This is a genomic window from Sphingomicrobium sediminis (assembly GCF_023805295.1).
Classification (GTDB): domain Bacteria; phylum Pseudomonadota; class Alphaproteobacteria; order Sphingomonadales; family Sphingomonadaceae; genus Sphingomicrobium; species Sphingomicrobium sediminis.
The window spans coordinates 323,514-342,634 of the sequence record NZ_JAMSHT010000001.1; the positions used below are offsets into that span (position 1 = coordinate 323,514).

Annotated in this window: 17 protein-coding genes; 7 read left to right on the forward strand and 10 right to left on the reverse strand. The window is 65.1% G+C overall.

Features of this window, described 5'->3' with window-relative positions:
- Nucleotides 1-6: 6 nt before the first annotated feature.
- The 4 genes from NDO55_RS01580 to bchF are packed head-to-tail and all read right to left on the reverse strand — an operon-like array spanning nt 7 to nt 6,879.
- Nucleotides 7-3,555, reverse strand: a complete 3,549-nt coding sequence (locus NDO55_RS01580) for a magnesium chelatase subunit H (RefSeq protein WP_252111773.1) — start codon at nt 3,553-3,555, stop codon at nt 7-9.
- Complete coding sequence (gene bchB, locus NDO55_RS01585) at nt 3,545-5,080, reverse strand: ferredoxin:protochlorophyllide reductase (ATP-dependent) subunit B (RefSeq protein WP_252111775.1); 1,536 nt, start codon at nt 5,078-5,080, stop codon at nt 3,545-3,547. Before bchB ends, NDO55_RS01580 begins: the two co-directional genes overlap by 11 nt.
- A 3-nt stretch (nt 5,081-5,083) precedes the next feature.
- Entirely contained in the window at nt 5,084-6,355 is a 1,272-nt protein-coding gene (locus NDO55_RS01590) for a ferredoxin:protochlorophyllide reductase (ATP-dependent) subunit N (RefSeq protein WP_252111777.1), read from the reverse strand.
- Nucleotides 6,352-6,879, reverse strand: coding sequence for a 2-vinyl bacteriochlorophyllide hydratase (bchF, locus tag NDO55_RS01595; protein ID WP_252111779.1), 528 nt, complete (start codon nt 6,877-6,879; stop codon nt 6,352-6,354). Before bchF ends, NDO55_RS01590 begins: the two co-directional genes overlap by 4 nt.
- Nucleotides 6,880-7,050: 171 nt before the next feature.
- On the opposite strand from bchF, the gene NDO55_RS01600 reads away from it, so the two are divergent.
- From NDO55_RS01600 to NDO55_RS01630, 7 genes are read left to right on the forward strand one after another with little or no spacing between them, the layout of a single operon-like run.
- Nucleotides 7,051-7,992 (forward strand): cobalamin B12-binding domain-containing protein, encoded by a 942-nt coding sequence (locus NDO55_RS01600; RefSeq protein WP_252111781.1) that lies wholly within the window; start codon nt 7,051-7,053, stop codon nt 7,990-7,992.
- Nucleotides 7,993-8,005: 13 nt separating this feature from the next.
- Nucleotides 8,006-9,424: a transcriptional regulator PpsR gene (gene ppsR, locus NDO55_RS01605; protein ID WP_252111783.1), complete on the forward strand. Its 1,419-nt coding sequence runs from the start codon at nt 8,006-8,008 to the stop codon at nt 9,422-9,424.
- Between the two features lie 60 nt (nt 9,425-9,484).
- The gene (gene chlG, locus NDO55_RS01610) at nt 9,485-10,387 is read left to right on the forward strand and encodes a chlorophyll synthase ChlG (protein ID WP_252111785.1); all 903 of its coding nucleotides are present in this window, start codon (nt 9,485-9,487) and stop codon (nt 10,385-10,387) included.
- Nucleotides 10,387-11,709, forward strand: coding sequence for a BCD family MFS transporter (locus tag NDO55_RS01615; RefSeq protein WP_252111787.1), 1,323 nt, complete (start codon nt 10,387-10,389; stop codon nt 11,707-11,709). Before chlG ends, NDO55_RS01615 begins: the two co-directional genes overlap by 1 nt.
- Nucleotides 11,706-12,902, forward strand: a complete 1,197-nt coding sequence (locus NDO55_RS01620; RefSeq protein ID WP_252111789.1) for a geranylgeranyl diphosphate reductase — start codon at nt 11,706-11,708, stop codon at nt 12,900-12,902. Before NDO55_RS01615 ends, NDO55_RS01620 begins: the two co-directional genes overlap by 4 nt.
- On the forward strand, nt 12,902-13,384 hold the full coding sequence (locus NDO55_RS01625; protein ID WP_252111791.1) for a TspO/MBR family protein: 483 nt from the start codon (nt 12,902-12,904) through the stop codon (nt 13,382-13,384). The genes NDO55_RS01620 and NDO55_RS01625 overlap by 1 nt, the downstream gene beginning before the upstream one ends.
- Nucleotides 13,385-13,392: 8 nt before the next feature.
- Complete coding sequence (locus NDO55_RS01630; RefSeq protein WP_252111793.1) at nt 13,393-13,635, forward strand: hypothetical protein; 243 nt, start codon at nt 13,393-13,395, stop codon at nt 13,633-13,635.
- A gap of 64 nt (nt 13,636-13,699) precedes the next feature.
- Here the strand turns inward: NDO55_RS01630 and pufM are convergent, their stop codons facing one another.
- The 6 genes from pufM to bchY form a co-directional block, all read right to left on the reverse strand.
- Nucleotides 13,700-14,623: a photosynthetic reaction center subunit M gene (gene pufM / locus NDO55_RS01635; protein WP_252111795.1), complete on the reverse strand. Its 924-nt coding sequence runs from the start codon at nt 14,621-14,623 to the stop codon at nt 13,700-13,702.
- A gap of 12 nt (nt 14,624-14,635) precedes the next feature.
- A complete protein-coding gene (gene pufL / locus NDO55_RS01640; RefSeq protein WP_252111797.1) occupies nt 14,636-15,460 on the reverse strand; it encodes a photosynthetic reaction center subunit L in 825 nt (274 codons plus the stop codon).
- Nucleotides 15,461-15,600: 140 nt separating this feature from the next.
- On the reverse strand, nt 15,601-15,786 hold the full coding sequence (gene pufA, locus NDO55_RS01645; protein WP_252111798.1) for a light-harvesting antenna LH1, alpha subunit: 186 nt from the start codon (nt 15,784-15,786) through the stop codon (nt 15,601-15,603).
- A gap of 76 nt (nt 15,787-15,862) precedes the next feature.
- A complete protein-coding gene (gene pufB, locus NDO55_RS01650) occupies nt 15,863-16,027 on the reverse strand; it encodes a light-harvesting antenna LH1, beta subunit (protein WP_252111800.1) in 165 nt (54 codons plus the stop codon).
- A 121-nt stretch (nt 16,028-16,148) separates the two neighbouring features.
- Nucleotides 16,149-17,594, reverse strand: a complete 1,446-nt coding sequence (gene bchZ, locus NDO55_RS01655) for a chlorophyllide a reductase subunit Z (RefSeq protein WP_252111802.1) — start codon at nt 17,592-17,594, stop codon at nt 16,149-16,151.
- Nucleotides 17,591-19,120, reverse strand: coding sequence for a chlorophyllide a reductase subunit Y (bchY, locus tag NDO55_RS01660; RefSeq protein ID WP_252111804.1), 1,530 nt, complete (start codon nt 19,118-19,120; stop codon nt 17,591-17,593). The genes bchZ and bchY overlap by 4 nt, the downstream gene beginning before the upstream one ends.
- Nucleotide 19,121 lies beyond the last annotated feature (1 nt).

Sequence of the window (19,121 nt, forward strand, 5' to 3'; positions counted from 1 at the left end):
CGTTCCTCATTCCGCAGCAATGACGCCTTCAAGGCGGTCTTCGAGATCGTGGCTGGCGTCGCGCAGCGCGGCGAGGGTGGCCTCGTCGGGCTGCCACAGCTCGCGGTCGCAGGCCTCAAGGAGGCGCTCCGCAACGCGGGCCGAACTTTTGGGGTTAAGTGCCGCCAGCCGGTGGCGCATTTCCTCGTCGAGCACGAAGGTCTCGCTGATCCGCTGGTAGACCCAGGGCGCGACATCGCCGGTCGTCGCCGACCAGCCCATCGTGTTGGTGACGTGCATTTCGATATGGCGCACGCCTTCATAGCCGTGGCTGAGCATGCCTTCATACCATTTGGGGTTGAGCGTCCGGCTGCGCGTTTCGAGGTCGATCTGTTCGGACAGAGTGCGCACCTTGGCCTCGCCTCCGCGGGTCGGATCGACGATATAGACCGGCGCTTCCTTGCCGCCGCGGGCACGGGCGACCGAACGGCTGATGCCGCCCAATCCGTCGACATATTGGTCGAGGTCGGTGACGCCGACTTCGATGCTTTCCAAGTTTTGGTAGGTGAATTCGACGCCGGCGAGCGCGGATTTCAAAAGGTCGCGCTGCTGTACCGGCTTGCCGTCCACGCCATAGGCATAGCCCTTGTGCGTTTCGAAGGCGTTGGCGAGCTCGTCGGGATCGGCCCAGGTGCCGCCGTCGATCAGCTGGTTGACGTTGGCGCCATATTGCCCCTCGGCATTGGAGAAGACGCGCAGGGCCGCGGTGGCGAGGTCGCAGCCATGCGCCTCTGCATGGGCAAGGCTGTGGGCGCGCACGAAGTTCATCTCGAGCGGCTCGTCGGCTTCGGCGGCAAGGCGTGCGGCCTCGGCGAGCATGCGGGTCTGGAGAGGCAGGAGGTCGCGGAAGATGCCCGACAGGGTCATGACGACGTCGATGCGCGGGCGGCCCAGTTCCTCGAGCGGGATCAGTTCGGCACCGCACAGGCGGCCATAACCGTCGCGGCGCGGTTTGGCGCCAATGAGCGTGAGGGCCTGCGCGATCTGCACGCCTTCGGACTTCATATTGTCGGTGCCCCACAGGACCATGGCCAGGCTGTGCGGGAAGGACGCGCCGCCTGCGACGTGGCGGGCGATGAGCTGTTCGGCCTGCGCCGCGCCCTGCTGGCAGGCGAAGCGGCTGGGCAGGCGGAAGGGGTCGAAGCCGTGCATGTTGCGACCGGTCGGCAGCACGTCGGGATTGGCAACGACATCGCCGCCGGGGGCAGGGGGCGTGTAGCCGCCGTCGAGGGCGTGGATCAGCGCGCCGAGTTCGTCGCAGCTGTCGAGCTTGGCGATGAGGTCGTCGCGGTCGGCCTCGGGATCGGCCTCCATCATCGCATCCAGCAAGTCGGCCTGTTCGGCGCCTTCCGGCGGACTTCCGAGGACGTGGAGGCCGTGCGGGATGAGCGTCCGCTCAAGTTCGTAGAGGTGCGCGGCGAGCTTGTCGGGGTCTTCGCACTCGATATCGAGGCCCCCGCACTGGTCGGCGATGAGCGCTTCAAGGTCGGCGCGTTCAGCCACGTCGTCGCTGGCGCGCCAGCGCTCGACGCTGGCTTTCAGGTCGACGAAGCCCTTGTAGAGCCCGGCCTGGGCGAGCGGCGGGGTGAGATAGGTGACGATGGTCGCGGCGCTGCGGCGCTTGGCGAGCAGGCCTTCCGACGGATTGTTCGACGCATAGAGATAGGTGTTGGGCACATCGCCCAAGAGCCGCTCGGGCCAGCAATCGCCGGTCATGCCGACCTGCTTGCCGGGCATGAATTCCAGCGCGCCGTGGGTGCCGAAATGCAGCAGCGCGTCGGCCCCGAAATCCTCGCGGATCCAGCGATAGAAGGCGGCGAAGGCGTGGGTCGGGGCGAAATCGCCCTCGAACAGCAGGCGCATCGGATCGCCCTCATAGCCGAATGCGGGCTGCACCCCGACGAAGACGTCGCCGAACGTGGCGCCGTAAATGTGGATGTTGCGACCGTCGCTCTGCACCTTGCCCGGCGCGGCGCCCCATTGCGCCTCGATTTCCTTGAGATGCGGTTCTGCACGGACATGGTCGTCGGCGCCGACGCGCGCGGCGACATTGGCATCGGCGCCGTAGCGCTCGGCATTGCCCTTGAGGATAGCGGCGCGGAGGTCATCGACTGTCTCGGGCACGTCGAGCGAATAGCCTTCGTCGGCGAGGCGCAGCAGCGTCGCATGAAGGGATTCGAAGACGGCGAGATGCGCCGCCGTGCCGGTCGCGCCGGCATTGGGTGGGAAGTTGAACAGGATGATGGCAAGCTTGCGCTGCGCCCGCTCGGTGTTGCGTAGCGAGATGAGCTTGGCAGTGCGTGCGGCCAGCGCGTCGGCGCGCTCATGGTCGCAATGCATGGCGCGGACCGGGCCTTCGCCATGTTCGCGGCGCCCGCCAAAGACGCTGGGGCAGGTCGCGCCGTCCAGTTCGGGCAGGGCGACCATCATGGTGGCTTCGAGCGGGAGCAGCCCCTGCCGACGTCCGCGCCATTCGCCGATCGTCTGGAATTCGATGGCATGGGCGGCGATGTAGGGAACGTCGAGACGGCTCAGCACGTCGACCGCAGCGTCATTGTCATTATAGGCCGGCCCGCCGACAAGGCTGAAGCCGGTGAGGTTGACGATGGCGTCGACCGTCGGCTTGCCGTCGGCGTCCATGAAGAATTTCTCGATCGCCGGGCGGGCGTCGAGGCCGCTGGCGAAGGCCGGGATGACGCGCATGCCCGCCGCCTCATAGGCGGCGATCACGCCGTCATAATGGGCGGCATCGCGGCCCAGCAGGTAGGAGCGCAAGAGGAGCAGCCCCACCGTGCCCTTGGCCCCTTTCTTGCGCGGCAGTAGGCGCAGGCTTTCGGACAGGCGCTGGTCGGTGCGCGGATGATAGACGCCGACCTCGGGATATTCCTGCGGCATGTCGGCATCGGTCATGCCGGCGCGGGTAAGGCGATCGCCGGCGGCGTAGCGGTCGATCAGGCGGCGCACCATCGCGACGACATTCTCGTCCGATCCCGAGAGCCAATATTGCAGCGTCAGGAAATAGTTGCGCACATCTTGCGCGGTGCCGGGGATATATTTGAGGATCTTGGGCAGGCGGCGCAGCATGCGCATCTGCTTGGCGCCCGAGCTTGCGCCGGGCTTTTTCGATCCGCGCAGTTTCTTGAGCAAGGCGAGCGGGCCCTTGGCGGGCGCGTCCATGCGATATTTGCCCATGCGGGTGAGCTTGACGATCTCGCCGGCGCTCATCAGGCCGAGCATGGCGTCGCACTCTTCGCGCCGTGCTTCTAGCGCGGGCTGGATCGCGCGGACATGGTCGTCGAGGAACAGCATCGTCGCGATGACGATGTCGGCCTTGGCGACCGCCTCCTTGGTCCGTTTCAGCGCATCGCCGCCCCGATCCCAGTCGGCAGCGGCGTGGAGGGTCAGATGGATATTCTCGCGCGCCAGCTGCTCGCTCGCGCGGTCCACCGCCCCCTTGAGGTGGTTGTCCAGCGTGACGATCGCCACGCGGACGGGAGGAAGCGCGCTACCGGGCATAATGCGCTTTCGCTTCGTAGAGCGTGTCGAGATCGATCTGGGCGCGGCCGAGTTCGGCGGCGAACGCCTCGGTATTGCGGCGTGCCTTGCCGCGCACGAAGAAGGGGATCTTCTTCAATTCGCGCTCGGCTTCCTCGGTCCAGCCCGACAGCTCGATCGGCGCGGGCTGGTGGTCATTGTCGGGCGTCTTGGGTGCGTGGGCGGCATGGTGGCTGGGCCCGGCCGCATCGGAGAATTCGAAATCCTCGCGGAACATGGTGAGGAGATGCTCCTCGAGGCCCATGACCAGCGGGTGGACCCAAGTGTCGAAGATCACATTGGCGCCCTCGAACCCCATTTGCGGGCTGTAGCGGGCGGGGAAGTCTTGGACATGGACGGGCGCGGAAATGACCGCGCAGGGAATGCCGAGCCGCTTGGCGATATGGCGTTCCATCTGCGTGCCGAGGACGAGTTCGGGTTGCGCCTCGGCGATGGCGTCCTCCACCGCGAGATGATCGTCGGTGATGAGCGGGTCGACACCCGATAGTTTCGCGGCGGCGCGCACGTCGCGGGCGAATTCGCGATTGTAGCAACCAAGACCGCAGACCTCGAAGCCGAGTTCTTCACGCGCGATGCGTTCGGCGGCGACGGCGTGGGTGGCATCACCGAAGATGAAGACGCGCTTGCCGGTCAGATACGTGCTGTCGACCGAGCGGCTCCACCACGGCATGCGCGAATTGGCGTCTTCCCACGCCTTGTCGACATCGAGGCCGGCGAGACCGGCGACCTCGGCGATGAAATCGCGGGTCGCGCCGACGCCGATCGGGACGATCGTCGTGCGCGGCTGGTCGAAGGTGCGTTCGAGCCAGCGCCCGGCTTCCTCGCCGATCTCGGGATAGAGCGTGACGTTGAAGTCGGCCTGGCCGATCGTGGCGATGTCCGAGGGGCGGGCGCCCAGCGGCGCGACAAGATGGACGTCGATGCCGATCCGGTCGAGCAAGCGAGTGATTTCGGCGACATCGTCGCGGTGACGGAAGCCGAGCGCGCACGGGCCGATAAGGTTGGCGCGCGGGCGCGGGCCGCCATGGCTGCCGCGGGTCAGCGACGTATCCGCGAGGTTGCGGACGATCTGGTAGAAGGTCTCCGCCGCGCCCCAATGTTCCTTGCGCTGGTAGCTCGGCAGTTCGAGCGGGATGACCGGGCAGGGCAGCCCCATCGCGGTCGACAGGCCGGCAGGATCATCCTGGATGAGCTCTGCAGTGCAGGACGCGCCGACGATCATCGCTTCGGGCGCGAAGCGTTCATGCGCCTCGCGCGCGGCCTTCTGGAAGAGTTCGGCGGTATCCTTGCCGAGATCGCGCGCCTCGAAAGTCGTGTAGGTCACCGGCGGGCGGGCATTGCGCCGCTCGATCATGGTGAAGAGCAGGTCGGCATAGGTATCGCCCTGCGGCGCGTGGAGGACGTAATGCAGACCCTGCATGGCAGTCGCGACCCGCATCGCGCCCACATGTGGCGGTCCTTCATAGGTCCAGACCGATAGCTGCATTGCCTACACCTCCAGCCTGTCGCGGCGGCGCAAGGGACGCGCGAACAGCTCGGCAAGGTCGCCGGCCTGTTCAAAGCCATGGATGGGGGAGAAGACGAGCTCGATCGCCCATTTGGTCGACAAGCCCTCGGCCTCGAGCGGATTGGCAAGGCCAAGACCGCAGACAGTGAGGTCGGGACGGTCGGCGCGGACTCGGTCGAGTTGGTTATCGACGTCCTGGCCCTCGCTGATGCGCGTATCGTCCGGCAGGCGGTCGAGGTCGCGGGCGAGGTGGCGCTGATGAAGGTAGGGCGTGCCGACCTCGATGGGGGTCATGCCGACTTCCTGGGCGAGGAAGCGGGCCAGCGGCACTTCGAGCTGCGAGTCCGGAAGGAAGCTGATGCGCTTGCCGCTCAATTTCTTGGCATGGTGGGCGATGGCGCGGCGCGCGCGCTCGCGCGGCGCTGCAATGACTTCCTCCACATGCGCTTCGTCGATACCGAAGGCCTTGGCGGTGGCGGTGAGCCAGTCGCTCGTCCCTTCGGCGCCGAAGGGGAACATGGCGTCGATATGCTGCGCGCCCCGATTGTCGAGCGCCTGCGCGGTTTCGCCGAGGAAGGGCTGGGCCAGGAGATAGCGGCTGTTGGGACCGATTGTCGGGAGCCCGCCTGCGTTGCGCGCGGGCAGGACTCCGACATTGTCGATGCCGAGCTTGGCGAAGAGGCGGAGGAACTGGTCCTCGACGATGTCGGGAAGCGAGCCGACAAGGATGAGGTTGGCCGGGGCATCGTCATCGGCGCGCGGCATTTCGGGGACGAGGGCGGCGAGGCAGGCATCCTCGCCCTGCGTGAACGTCGTCTCGATCCCGCTACCCGAATAATTGAGGATGCGGACATTGGGTGCGTGCTTGGCGCCGAGGCGCTGTGCAGCCTTGGAGAGGTCGAGCTTGATGACTTCGCTGGGGCAGGAGCCGACCAGGAAGAGCTGTTTGATGTCAGGCCGACGGGCGAGCAAGCGGTCGACGACGCGGTCCAGTTCTTCCTGCGCATCGAGCATGCCGGCAAGATCGCGTTCCTCGAGGATGGCAGTGGCGAAGCGCGGCTCGGCGAAGATCATGACGCCGGCGGCCGACTGGATGAGGTGGGCGCAGGTGCGCGAGCCGACGACGAGGAAGAAGGCGTCCTGCATCTTGCGGTGGAGCCAGACGATGCTGGTGAGCCCGCAAAAGACTTCGCGCTGGCCGCGCTCGCGCAGGATCGGGCGGCTGGTGCGGTCGATGGCGGCAATATGGTTCATGCGGTCACCAGCCCCGGCTGCGCTTCGAGGCGCGCCATGCGCAGTTTCCAGAGGAATTGGGCGGCGTTGATGACGTAGGCGGCATAGGCCGCGAGCGCGACCGTGAGCCGCGCTTCGAGGCTGCCCACCCCTCCGAACAGCATGACGAGGTAAAGGCTGTGCAGTGCCAGCACGAGCATCGAAAAGACGTCTTCCCAGAAGAAGGGGCGGGCGAACAGCCACTGGCCGAAGACGCGCTTCTCCCAGATCGAGCCGGTGATCATGATGGTGTAGAGGGTCGCCGTCTTAACCACGATCGAGATGTCGGCGGCCATCGCGCCGGTGCCGGTGGCGAGCGTGCGGATGACAAGGATGAGGCTGACGAGGAAGACGAGGAACTGGATGGGGGCGAGGATGCCCTGGACGAGGGTCCAGCGCGTCGAGTCGCGCCGCCGCCGTTCTTCGGGCGTGTATAAAGCCAGCCTCTCAGCGCCGGGCTTTTCGCCCTGGCGGGTGGTCGGCGGCGCAGGATCGAACCTCTCCATATCCAGCTGAGTGCCTTCCGCTTTGAAGAATGGAGACTAGGCCTGTTCCGTACCAAGTGTCAATCAAACTGGACGACAAGAAAAATTGACACTGGACATGTTGCGTGTCGGATTGGCGACGCGTAGGCTCATTCGGTTGGCGGAGTCGGAGTCGCAAGCCTCTGGCCCCGTATGACCGACGCAATCCGCGCCGCGACGCACCCGCAAAGGGGGCTGCTAATGGCATCGGTATTCGACGCAGGCACAGCAGCACTGCGCAAGGTTATCGACCTTCCATTGGGAAGGGCAAAACAGGATGAGGGGGAAGCCGAGGCCGACCCCGTACAAACGCGCGAACAGGGGCTCGGCGCGATCATCGAAGGCGACTTTATTCCGCGCCTCTTCATCGGACATTCCAACTCGAACCGGCGGATTTCTGCGGCTGGCAAGAGCATGGTCACGCCCGAAGAGACGGCGGCGTTCGTGCTCCTGCCGCTCGAGCTCGAGGCCGCGCAGCTCGTCGACCAGGTCGAGGAATATCTCGACCGCGGCGTCAGCGCCGAGACCATTTTCCTCGATCTGATGGCGCCGTCTGCGCGCGAACTGGGACGCTTGTGGGAGGCCGACGAATGCGATTTCGTCGATGTGACCATGGGCCTTTGGCGGCTGCAGCAGGCCTTGCGCGACGTCGCGATGCGCGCGCCGCCCATCACCAGCATGTATGGCGAGACACCGCGCGCCTTGTTCAGCCCGCGGCCCGGCGACCAGCACCATTTTGGTGCCGCGATGATCGGCGAGGTGTTCGCGCGTGGCGGCTGGCAGGCCGAGTCGCTGACCGATCCAAGCCAGGGCGAATTGCTGCAAACGCTTGGCTCGGCTTCCTACGATCTCGTCGGATTGACCGTGACATGCGATTGTAATAGTGGCGCCCTCCAACGCCTGATCACCGCGATCCGAAGCGTGTCCCAGAACCCGGAGATTTGCGTCATGGTCGGAGGCCGCGTCATCAACGATCAGCCGGAAATGGCTGCACTCGTCGGTGCCGATGCCACCGCAGTCGATGCGCGCGCCGCACTCGAATGCGCCGACCGCATGCTCGTCAAGACCGGACGACACGCCCAGCTCGCCTCCTAGCACTCGGAACGCCATGCTGACCCGCAAGCACAGTATCGAAGGCAGACAGCCGCTTAAGCAGGCTGCGGACCTGTTCGCCGGTCTGACGCCCGATGCGGCGTTGAACCTTGCGATGCTTGCGGGCGACATCCTGCTCGTGCTCGACGACCAGGGCCGGATCATCGACAGCAGCGTCAACAAGGACAATCTGTCGGATCTCGCGAGCCTTGCCGGCCAGGACTGGCTGTCGACGGTGACTACCGAGAGCCGGCCCAAGGTGATGGAAATGCTGGCCGCCGCGCGCAAGGGCGAGGTGCAACATTGGCGCCAGGTCAATCACCTGACCCGCGAAGGCGATATCCCGGTTAAATATGTCGTCCTGTCGCTCGAGAATGACGATCGCCATCTCGCCTTTGGTCGCGATCTTCGCGACCAGGCCAAGCTGCAGCAACGGCTGCTCCAGGTGCAGCAATCGCTCGAGCGCGACTATCTCAACCTGCGTCAATTGGAGACGCGCTATCGCAAGCTGTTCGACCAGTCGAGCGAGGCGGTCCTGATCGTCGAGGCCGTCAGCGGCCAGGTGCGCGAGGCCAATCCGGCGGCGCACGCGTTGCTCTGTGCGAAGGCGGGCTCACTCGCCGGCAAGAAACTGTCCGGGCTGTTTGCGCGCGATGCCCGCGATGCAGTGACGGCCCATCTTGGTGCGGCACTTGCCGCCGGCCATGCCGGATCGATCGACGTGCCGCCGGCCAAGGGCAAGGAGGAAGTGTCGCTGCACGCTTCCGGCTTCCTGCAGCATGGCGCCAAACATCTTCTCATCCGCCTCGAGCCGAAGCATGGCGAAAAAGCTGACGCACCGTCACTGCGCGACGTGGTCGAGCGCATGCCCGACGCCTTCGTGATTGCCGATGAAGACATGCATATCGTCGAGGCCAACATGGCCTTTGTCGAGCTGGTCGAAGCGGCAGGTGTCGAACAGGTTGTCGGCGCCCGGCTCGGCGACTTCCTCGGCCGTCCCGGGATCGATCTCGACCTTATCCAGGCGCAGATCGACAAGGATGGCGCGGCCCGCAACGTCAGCAGCTTCGTTCGGCCGCGCGGGCAGGATGATGGCGAGCCGGTCGAGCTGTCTGCTGTTGCCAGCGAGGGCCCCAATGCAATGTTCGGGTTCGTCATTCGCCCGATCGCGCGGCGCATGCGCGAATTGCCGCCGGGACCGCAGGACATGCCGCGTTCGGTCGACCAGCTGACCGACATGGTCGGACGCATGAGCCTCAAGGATATCGTGCGCGAAAGTACCGATCTCATCGAGCGTCTGTGCATCGAGGCAGCGCTCTCCTACACCGCCGACAATCGTGCGTCGGCGGCCGAGATTCTGGGGCTGAGCCGCCAGAGCCTCTATTCCAAGCTGCGCCGACACAATATCGGCAACCTACCGCCAGAGGGCGACTGAGCCAAAATCACTGTCAAAATGATTTGACGCCGACCCCTGTCAGGCATAGCCTCACAGGACATGCAACGTTCTGCGCTCTCTTCGCGAACGGTGCCGGCGCCGGCAGTGCGCGATATCGTCGAGCTGCTCAAGCCGATCACCTGGTTCCCTCCCATGTGGGCCTTCCTTTGCGGGGTGGTCTCCTCGGGCGCAGCATTCACTGGAAACTGGTTGTTGATCATTGCCGGCATCATGCTGGCAGGGCCGCTGGTGTGCGGGACCAGCCAGGCGGTCAACGACTGGTTCGACCGCCATGTCGACGCGATCAATGAGCCCGGTCGCCCGATCCCTTCGGGACGGGTCGCGGGACGCTGGGGGCTTTATGTCGCAATTATCGGGACGCTGCTGGCGATGCTGCTCGCCGCGGCCCTGGGACCGTGGGTGCTGGTCGCGGCGATTGCCGGACTGGCGCTGGCCTGGGCCTATAGCGCGCCGCCCTTCAGGCTGAAGTCGAGCGGCTGGATCGGGCCGCTGGTGGTCGGGCTGACCTATGAGGGGTTGAGCTGGCTCACCGGCGCAACGGTCATGCTTGGCGGCCTGCCAAGCGGGAGCATCATCGCGGTGCTCGTCCTCTATTCGGTCGGCGCACACGGCATCATGACCCTCAACGATTTCAAGGCAGTCGAAGGCGACACGCAGACCGGTCTCAAGTCGCTGCCCGTGACGTTGGGCGTCATAGGCGCGGCGCGACTGGCCTGCGCCGTGATGGCCGCTTCGCAAGTGGCCGTGATCGCGCTGCTGGCCAATTGGGGGCTGACGCTTTCGGCGGTCATCGTTACCGTCCTGCTGGCGATCCAGTTCGCGCTGATGCCGCGCCTGCTCCGCGATCCGGCGAAATTCGCGCCCTGGTACAATGCGACCGGGGTGACGCTCTATGTGCTCGGCATGTTGGCCGCCGCATTGGGCCTCGGGGGGCATATCTGATGCAGCGGGCGGCGGAGCAGGGGTTCGGATGGGTCTCGATCGCGCGGATCGGGCTGGTCCAGGCCTGCCTCGGTGCGCAGGTCATGCTCATCACTACGGTGCTCAACCGCCTGATGGTCGTCGAGTTCGCGCTTGCCGCCGCGATCCCGGCGGGGCTCGTCACCTGGCATTATGCTGTCCAGCTGTCGCGGCCCCTATTCGGGCATGGTTCTGACAAGGGTGGCAACCGCACCGCATGGATGATCGGCGGCATCGTGCTGCTGGCGGGCGCGGGCCTTCTGGCGACCCAAGCGACATTGATGCTGTCGACCGATTTCACGCTCGGCATGATCCTCGCGGTCATCGCCTATACGCTGATCGGGGCAGGGGTCGGGGCCTGCGGGACCTCGGCATTGGCGCTGCTCGCCTCCAGCGTCGCGCCGCATCGCCGCGCTGCAGCTGCAGCCACAACCTGGATCATGATGATTGCGGGTATCGTCATTTCCGCGATTACCGTCGGCGAACTCATCAAGCCCTTCTCGCCCGAGCGTTTGACGATGGTCACAATCGGGCTCGCCGTGACGTGCATCGCGGTGACGATCGCGGCGACCTACCGGCTCGAGACCGGACACCATGTGTTCGAGGAAACCGCCAAGAGCGGCGAGGCTCCCGATTTCAAGGAAGCGATCCGCGAGATCATGACCGATCCGACCGCGCGGCGCTTCACCATTTTCATCTTCGTGGCGATGCTCGCCTACAATATGCAGGACCTTATCCTCGAGCCCTTTGCCGGCCTCGTCTTCGGGATGGAGCCCGGAGATTCGACCAAGCTTGGCGGGATGCTCAATGCCGGCTCGCTCCTCGGCATGATTGTCGCCGGGATCGGGGGCAGCGCCTTCCAGTCGCGGCTGCCCTCCGACCTTCGCATCTGGATCGTCGGCGGGTGCATGGGATCGGGCGTCTCGCTGGCAGGGTTGGCCGCTGCGGCGCTGGCTGGATCCGGCTGGCCGCTGACGGCCAACGTGATGCTGCTGGGCTTTTGCAACGGTGTGTTCGCGGTGGCGGCCATCGGCTCGATGATGGGCCTGGCGGGCGCTGGCGAGAAAACACGCGAGGGCGTGCGCATGGGCGTCTGGGGCGCGGCGCAAGCGATCGGTTTCGGGCTTGGCGGACTCATGGGCGCGGTCGGCGTCGACATGGCGCGCACGGCCTATGGCAGCGACGGCTATGCCTTCCAGATGGTCTTCGCGGTCGAGGGCGCCTTGTTCGTCGTCGCGGCCGGGCTGGCCATGCAGGCGACACGCAAGACGCCGGCACAATATCGAAAGGCGGTAGAAGCATGAGCGAGGAACTGTTCGACGTTGTGGTGGTGGGCGGCGGGCCTTCGGGCGCGACCGCAGCCAACGATCTCGCGGTGGCGGGACACAAGGTCATGCTGCTCGACCGCGGTGGGCGCATCAAGCCATGCGGGGGTGCGGTACCGCCGCGCCTGCTCGCCGATTTCGAGGTGCCGCAGGACCTGTTGGTCGCCAGGGCCAAGGCCGCGCGGATGATTGCGCCATCCAATCGCAAGGTCGACATGCCGGTGGGCGAGATCGGCTATGTCGGGATGGTCGACCGCGACGTTTTCGATGAATGGCTGCGCGCACGTGCGGCGGGCAACGGAGCCGAGCGGCGCAAGGGCAGTTTCGAGGCGATCGAGCGCGACGACCGGCCAGAGCCGCTGGTGACCTATCGTGAAGAGCGTGGCGGTCCGCTCAAGAAAGTGCGCACCCGGCTCATCGTCGGCGCGGATGGCGCGCGTTCTTCCGTTGCCAAGCAGGAAATCGCCGATGCCGAGCGCATGCCCTGCGTCTTTGCCTATCACGAAATCATCAAGTCGCCCGAGGGCGCGGCAACCGACGCCTTTGACGGCTCGCGCTGCGACGTCTTCTACCAGGGCAAATTGTCGCCCGATTTCTACGCCTGGGTCTTCCCGCATGGCGAAACGGCGAGCGTCGGGGTGGGGAGCGCCAATAAGGGCTTCTCGCTACGCGGCGCGGTCTCGACGATGCGCGACGATCTCGACCTTGCGGAGTGCGACACGGTGCGGCGCGAAGGCGCACCCATCCCGCTGAAGCCGTTGAAGCGCTGGGACAATGGCCGCGATGTCATTGTCGCGGGTGATGCGGCGGGCATCGTCGCGCCGGCATCTGGCGAGGGCATCTACTATGCCATGACCGGCGGACGCGTGGTCGCCGAAGCGGCGCAGGTCTTCCTCGCGACCGGCGAGGCCAAGGCGCTCAAGGCCGCGCGCAAGCGCTTCATGCGCGAACATGGCAAAGTGTTCTGGATCCTCAGGATGATGCAGCATTTCTGGTATTCCTCGGACAAGCGCCGCGAGCGTTTCGTCACCATGTGCGCCGACAAGGATGTGCAGGAGCTGACCTGGCAGGCCTACATGAACAAGAAGCTGGTACGGGCCAAGCCGCTTGCCCATGTCCGCATTTTCCTTAAGGATTGTGCCCATCTGTTGGGATTGAGAGCCGCCGCCTGATGCACAAAAGCTGGATGTTACCGATCGTGGTGGCCGGCATCGCGGCCTTTGCCGTGGCCGCGCTGGGAGGCACGATCACCGATCTCGGAGCCTGGTACCAGGCGCTCGAAAAGCCGTCATGGTCGCCGCCCGATGCGCTCTTCCCGATCGCCTGGACGGTCATCTTCGCGCTCATCGCCATTTCGGCGGTCAGCGCGTGGAAGAATACGCCCGGCACGCGGCAGGGCGACATCGTCATCGGCCTATTCGCCTTCAACGGCTTCCTCAACATCCTGTGGAGCCTCATCTTCTTTCGCATGCAGCGGCCCGATTGGGCCTTTGCCGAATTGCTGCTGCTGTGGCTCTCGGTGGGCGCGTTGATGCTCTATTGCGGGCGCTTCTCTTCGCTGTCTCGCTGGCTGCTGCTGCCCTATCTCGGGTGGGTCACCTTTGCAGGCTGGCTCAACTGGAAGATCATCGAGCTGAACGGGCCGTTCGGCTGAGCCCGTAGATGTCGGAGCTTTTCGCCTCGGGGCATGCAGCCGACATCATCCTTGCCGTCCTTTTCATCGAAGCGATCTGGCTGTGGCGCCGCGGGTGGAAGGCGCGCGACCTGCTCGGCCTGCTCGGCCCCGCCGCGTTGATCGTCCTCGGGCTGCGCGCGGCGCTGGTCGGCGCGGACTGGCCATGGATAGCGATCCCGCTGGCCCTCGCATTGCCGCTCCATCTCGTGGATCTCGCCAACCGCAAATGAAACGGCCCGCCTCGCATGGGGGATCGAGGCGGGCCGCAATACCGGCCGTCTAGGGCGGTCGGGATCAACCGGGGGCGTAGCTATGCTGTTGCGCCCAGAGATACCAGTTGTCGACGACCGTGCCGGTAAGCAGGATGCCGATGCCGCCGGTCAGCGTCGTCAGCACCGCAAACCACCAGGCCCAGCGGTGGATTGATTCCATCGAGGCATTGAAGCCCATGGTCCAGCGCCAGAACAGGCCGGCGCGTTCGGATGCCGTGCCGCGGTCGTAAATCTGCTCGATCTCGCGCTCGCCGCCATAGCGGCTGACGGCAAGGATCGTCGCCCCGTGCATCGCGAACAGGAGCGCCGAGCCGTAGAGGAAGGCGATCGAGAGGCAGTGGAACGGGTTGTAGAAAAGGTTGCCGTAGATGAGCGAGAAATTGTTGGTCCAATCGAGGTGCGGGAAAATTCCGTAAGGCACGGCTTCCGACCAGCTGCCCATTAGCATCGGGCGGATGAAGCCCAGCACCAAGAACAGCCAGATCGCCGAGGCGAAGGCCCAGCTGACATGCATGCCCATGGCGAGCGCCTTGGCGCGGCGATAGGTGCGTGCCCACCACAGGAGGACCGAGGTCGTCAGGAAGAAGCCGGTGAGGATGAACCAGCCGCCCTCGGCCAGCGGCACGAAGGGCGAGAAGCCATATTCGGGGCCGGGCGGGTCGAGCGAGAGCCAGAAGAATTCGCGGATGAAACCTTGCGGGCTCCAATTGACCTGCGCGGCCATGTTCCAGCCGATGATCGAGATGGCGATGAAGCCGAACGCGAGCGACAGGAGGCCGAGCCAGCCGAGATAGATCGGGCCCAACTGCGCCTGACCGAGCTTGCCGAACCAGTGCGAATGCGAATGGATCGGAATGCGCGGTTCATCGGCGAAGGGAAGGGCGATGCCCATCTCTGCCGGGGCATCGAGCTGCACTTGCGTAAAGATGTTCTGATAGCGTGCCATGATCGATGCTCCTCAGGACCAGATCGGGATGGATTTCCACCAGTCCCACCATTCGATGAAGCTGCCCTGGTAGAGCGGTCCGGCAAGGATCATGCACATCGCGCTCCAGAAGGCGGCATTGAGCGCCAGGAGCAAGCCGAGGCGGTGAATGCCCAGCGTGCCGATCGAATAGCCGATGAAATCGCGGAAGAAGGTATCTTCATATTCCGGCGACTTGACCTCCTCATCCTTCGGTACGTTGACCGCGGAGAGGACCAGTGCCCCGTGCAGTGCGAGCGCGAGACACGTCGTAAAGAAGAACGTGATCGCGACCATGTGCAGCGGATTGTAGTGGAAGCTCGCATATTGATAGCCGGTGTTCGACACCCAATCGAGGTGGGTGAAGATGCCATAGGGGAAGCCATGTCCCCAGGCGCCGAGCCACATCGGCCGGATCACGACCAGGGTGAAATAGGCGAAGACCGCGAAGCTGAAGGCGACGGGCACATGCAGTCCCATGCCGAGCTTGCGGGCGATTTCCACTTGTCTCAGGGCCCATGACCCGAAGGCGATGAGCGCGCAGACGGTAATGACCTGCCAATAGCCGCCTTCATTCAAGGGCATCAGCGCAAGGCCGGCCTCGATAGGGGGCGGATCGATAGAGATTAGGAGCGGGTTCCAGGTCGGGCCTTGCGCCGCCGCAGCGAAGATGAGCAGCGTGCCCAAGAGCGCGCTGACCGCCGCCGTGACGCCGAAAAAGCCGACATAGAAGGGGCCGACCCAGAAATCGAACAAGTCGCCACCCACCAGGGTGCCGCCGCGTACGCGATATTTTCGCTCGAAGCTTAGGAGCGCCATCTATCCATCCTTCCCGCCCTCGTCAGGCGAGCCAGTGTAGTGGCCGCACATTGGCGGCGCACAGAAAAAGCAAAGTCGAATTGGGGTGCGGTGTGCAGGGGACGAGCGTCAGCCCGCCCCCTCGCAACCGGCCAAACCGACTATGCCGACGACGTTTCGATCTGCGTTACCGCAACGCTCGCGGCAGCAGCACTCGCTCCATCGAACCAGTTGTACCGGTCCGTGCTAAGCAGGATGAAGTGAATGAGCAGCGCGAGTACGAACAGGAAGACCGCAAGGGCCACCAGCGCACGGCGCGGATCGAAGATAAGCCAAATTCTCCACATGGGATAATTCCTTCGTCAGTTTTCGTAAGTCGCTTTGCCAAGACCAAGGCCTTGAAAAAGCGTTACAAACCGTTGGCTAGAGCCAGGGCTTGTAGGCCCACACGAGAATGTGAGCGACGACAGCAATCGCGGTAAAACCGAGGAAGCTGCCCATGAAGATCTTGTGGAACTCCTTGGCCTCTTCCGGGGTCAGATAAGTCCGCAAGCCGAAGCGATCGTCACCGGGTGTCGGATCGTTCATGGTCGATTCTCCAAGTCAGTTGCGAGGGTGGGAGCGACATTGCTCCCGGCGGTATCCGGCCGGGCAGAACCCGACTGGATGGGGTGACCCGCACGCGGCGGGAAATAGGTGGCGGGGGCGCTCATGCGGGCGCTCCCACGGGAAGGCTTTCGGTCAGGATGGCGTCGGTGACGCGCGCTTCGCCGCGTTGGCGGGCAAGCCGTTCGGCGCCGTCGCGCATGCGCTTGGCCGCGCTGATCCGGATGAGTACGGGTTCGGCCTCGACCAGCGCGTCGAGCCGTGCCTTGGCATCATCGTCCCAAGCCATGGCGGCGAGATCGCGCGCCGGGGTCGCATCGACTTGGTCGAGATCGCTGCCGAGCGGGAGGATATGGAATAGCGCATCGAACAATGCGTTGCAGACTTCCTGGACGAGATAAGTCGCGCCCGAATAGCCCATGAAAGGTGTGCCGGTATGGCGGCGGATCGCAGCGCCCGGGAAACTGGCCGGGATATAGATGCCGCGCGCGCCGACCTCGGCCATGTACATGCGCTCGTTATAGGAGCCGAGCATGACCAGCGGCGGATTGGTGTGGATCGCCTCGCGCACGGCCTGGTTGTCAGGCTTGACGCCGGCGCTGCGCGAGAAGGCGAAGCTGCAAGGCAGGCCCATATCGCCTTCGAGGAAATTGCGGACGCCGCGAGCATAGGTTTCGTTGGCGACGATCCCGAAATTGGCGGTGCCGAAGAAGTCCTGCGTGACCGAGCGCCACAGGTCCCAGAGCGGCTTGATGGTCGTATGCTTTTCGCGCTCAATGAAGGGTTCGGGGTCGAGCCCCAGTTCTTCGCCAAGGGCGCGGAGGAATTTGGTGGTGCTGGTGAGGCCGACGGGAGCCTGGAAATAGGGACGCTCCAGCGTCTCGCACAGGTTGCGGCCAAACTCGCGATACATGCAGACATTGGCGTCGGCGAGCCCGAGCTGGCGGATGTCGGCGAGATGGCTGCCCAGCGGGAAGACCATGCCGACTTCGGCGCCGATGCCTTCGACGAGGCGGCGGATCTCGGCGAGGTCGCTGGCCATGTTGAACATGCCGTAGCTGGGGCCGATGATATTGACCCGCGGCTTGTCGCCGTCCTTGCGCTTGCGCGGGGCAGGGGCCTTTTTGGGACCGAATTCGGTCCACAGCCACGTCAGCGCGCGGTCGGCCGACTGCCACTGATCCTCATCGATCGTGCGCGGCAGGAAGCGTTTGATATTGGTGCCCTCGGGCGTCACGCCGCCGCCGATCATCTCTGCGATCGAGCCGGTGACGACCACGGCGGGTAGCTCGGTATCGAGCGTTTCCCAGGCGCGCTTCATCGCGCCTTCGGTGCCGGTCTTACCAAGCTCTTCCTCTCCAAGGCCGGTGACGACGATGGGCAATTCGTGCGGCGGCAGTGCATCGGTGTAATGGAGAACGCTGGTCACGGGCAGGTTTTCGCAGCCCACGGGGCCATCGATGATGACCTGCAGTCCCTTGACCGCCGTGAAGACGTAAGTGGCGCCCCAATAGCCGCCGGCGCGGTCATGATCGAGCACCAGCGTCATTTGCCCACCGCCTCGGCCTGCTTTCGCGCAGCCTCGTTGAGGGCGGCATAACGCTGCCGGAATTTGGGACGGTCGATGGGCATGTCTTCCCAGACGCCCGCCGTATGTTCGGTGCCGACCCCTTCGAAGAAGTCGCGCATGGCATCGAAGCGCTGCTTGTTGCCCATGGCGGCATTGACGACCTGCGCCAGGCTGCCTGCGCCCGCGGGGCCCATCAGGGGGCGGGCGGAAATGAGGTTGGTGAAGTAGAGCGCGGGAATGGCCTCGGCCTTGGCGCGCTGGACGACCGGCGTGGTGCCGATGGCGAGATCGGGCGCATGGTCGAGGATGGCCGCGATATCTTCTTCGAGGCTGGCGCGGAAATTGACGGTGACGCCGCGGGCTTCGAGCCATTCGCGATCGGGATCCGACCATTTGGTGCGCGGTGCGGCCGAGCCGACATAGGGCACCTCCGCGCCGCTTTCGATGAGGAGGCGGGCGACCAGTAGTTCGGAGCCCTCATAGCCCGACACGGTGATCTTGCCCTCGATCGGGTTGGCGGCCAGCGCGCCCTTGATGGCAGCAGTCATCGCGGTCTTGGCGGCTTCGATGCGGTCGGGATCGACATTGCAGGCGGTGCCGATGGCGTCGAGCCAGGCGGCGGTGCCTTCGGCGCCGACCGGGGCGGAGCCGATAATGGGACGGCCAGCAGCCTCGAATTCGCGGATGCTGGCCGTGTAGAAGGGGTGGATCGCAGCGACGGCGGCGCAATCCAGTGCGCTGTAGAGCTCGCGCCACTCGCGGGTCGGGACGACCGGGCCGGCGGCAAGACCGAGCGGCTCGAGCAGCTGGCCGATGACGACCGGATCGGCCGGGAACATCTCGCCCAGCAGCGTCACGGTCGGTTTGTCGGGGCGTTCCTTGGGCGCGGCGACGGGGCCGGCTTCGACCTCCTTGCGCGCATAATTGAGCATTGCACCCGCGAGGACGTCCTTGGCCTCGGCATGGGTCGGCACACCGAAGCCCGGCACGTCGATGCCGACGATGCGGACGCCATTGATCTCGTCGGGCAGCAGCCGCAGCGGCACCCCGCTGGCGGTCGGCACGCACAGGTTGGTGACGACGATCGTGTCATATTTTTCGGGATCGGCGAGATCCTCGACCGCTTCCTTGATGTCCTCGAACAATTTGCCGGTGACGAGCGTCTCGGAATTGAAGGGGACATAGCCGACGGTGCGACGCGCGCCGTAGAAATGCGACGTAAAGGTGAGGCCGTAGACGCAGCAGGCGCTTCCCGAAAGGACGGTCGCGGTGCGGCGCATGCGAAGGCCCACACGCAGGCTTCCGAAGGCGGGGCACATCGATTGCGGCTGGTCGTGCGGGCCGACCGGATAATCGGCGGCATATTGGTCGAGAATGTCGGACTTGCCCGCCTTGCGCGCGGCCTCCTTCATGCGATCGGCACCACCGTGACAGCCACCACCCGTCGCCGTATCGAGCGAGATACGGTCCGGCTGGCGATCGCCATTGGGTGGCGTTGCGGTCATC